The following is a 1,274-nucleotide window of genomic DNA, read 5'->3' as shown; positions in this document are numbered from 1 at the left end:
TCTGCGCCGTCAAGTCGCCATCGGCCACCTTGCGGGCGATTTCCACGGCCGTGCGCAGGGGGCGAACGATGCCCATCGTCAAGACCCAGGCGCACACGACGCCAAAAGCCAGCGCCAACGCGGCCAGCGCCAGCAGCAGGTTACGGCTGGTCTTGGCGACGGCATCGATCTCGCGCGCGGTGGCGTCGATGCTGGCGCGCTGGTGTTCCAGCATGTTCATGATGACTTTCTGGTATTTGGTTGAGCCGGGCACGAAGACGGCCTGGAAGGCCTTCTCCGCTTCTTCCGTCTGGCCGGCCGCCTTCAGCTTCGATACTTGCTCACGGGCATCCAGATACACCTTGCGCATGTCGCTGACCTGGCGGAACAGTTCCGTTTCTTGCGGGCCGGAAATCAGGGCTTCGATTTTCTTTTGCAGCTCGCCCGAGACGACGGACGACTGTTTCGCTTCTTCCGCAAAATACGGTCCCAGCGACGTGTCGGCGCTGCGCACGATGGCCGTGGTGCGGCGGATGCCGCTGTCGATCTTGCTGTACCAGTCGGAAATATAGCGTTCCTTCGCCAGCGGCTGCTCCATCATGGTGCGCGTGGCGGTGGCCACGTCGTGCAAACGCCAGACGCTGATGCCGGTAATGAGCATGGAAAACAGCAAAATGACGGCAAAACCCAGGCCGAGACGCACACCAATACTGACGTTTCTTAACAAATTCATGTGAATATCCTAAAAAAGCGGAACCAGACTATATAAAAGGGGGCAGAAGGCTGCGGCTGCACGGGGCAGCCGCAGCGGCATTCAGCGTGCGCCGAGGCGCAAGGTGGTTTGCGGCGCTGCCGGGCGTTTCATCGCGTTCGCGCCGCTGACCTTGGCCTGCTGCTGGCCATTGAGCTTGAACACGCTGACCACTTGCGCCAGCTTGTGCGCCTGGTGCTGCATAGACTCGGCGGCGGCCGCCGATTCTTCCACCAGCGCCGCATTTTGTTGCGTCACGGCATCCATCTGGCCGATGGCGCGGTTGATCTCGTCGATGCCCACGCTTTGCTCGCTGCTCGCTGCCGTGATTTCCGTGATGATGTCGCTCACGCGCTGCACGCTGTCGACGATATCGTTCATGGTCGAACCGGCTTGCGCCACCAGCATGCTGCCCGCGTTGACTTGTTCCACCGACGCGCCGATCAGGGTCTTGATCTCTTTTGCCGCAGAAGCCGAGCGCTGCGCCAGGTTGCGCACTTCGGACGCCACGACGGCAAAGCCGCGGCCCTGCTCGCCCGCGCGC

Annotated in this window: 2 protein-coding genes; both read right to left on the bottom strand. The window is 62.1% G+C overall.

Annotation, left to right across the window (positions count from 1 at the left end; all coding sequences use genetic code 11):
* A partial coding sequence (locus ACQ4WP_RS29270) for an MCP four helix bundle domain-containing protein (protein ID WP_436526811.1) occupies window positions 1–712 on the bottom strand: 712 nt, incomplete at its 3' end.
* Between the two features lie 81 nt (window positions 713–793).
* On the bottom strand, window positions 794–1,274 hold a 481-nt coding region (locus tag ACQ4WP_RS29265), incomplete at its 5' end, for a methyl-accepting chemotaxis protein (RefSeq protein WP_436526809.1).

Origin of the sequence: Janthinobacterium lyxosi (genome assembly GCF_051380665.1) — a bacterium.
Taxonomy (GTDB): domain Bacteria; phylum Pseudomonadota; class Gammaproteobacteria; order Burkholderiales; family Burkholderiaceae_D; genus Janthinobacterium.
The sequence above is the reverse complement of the archived record's forward strand: the minus strand, read 5'-3'. Positions and strand labels throughout refer to the sequence as shown.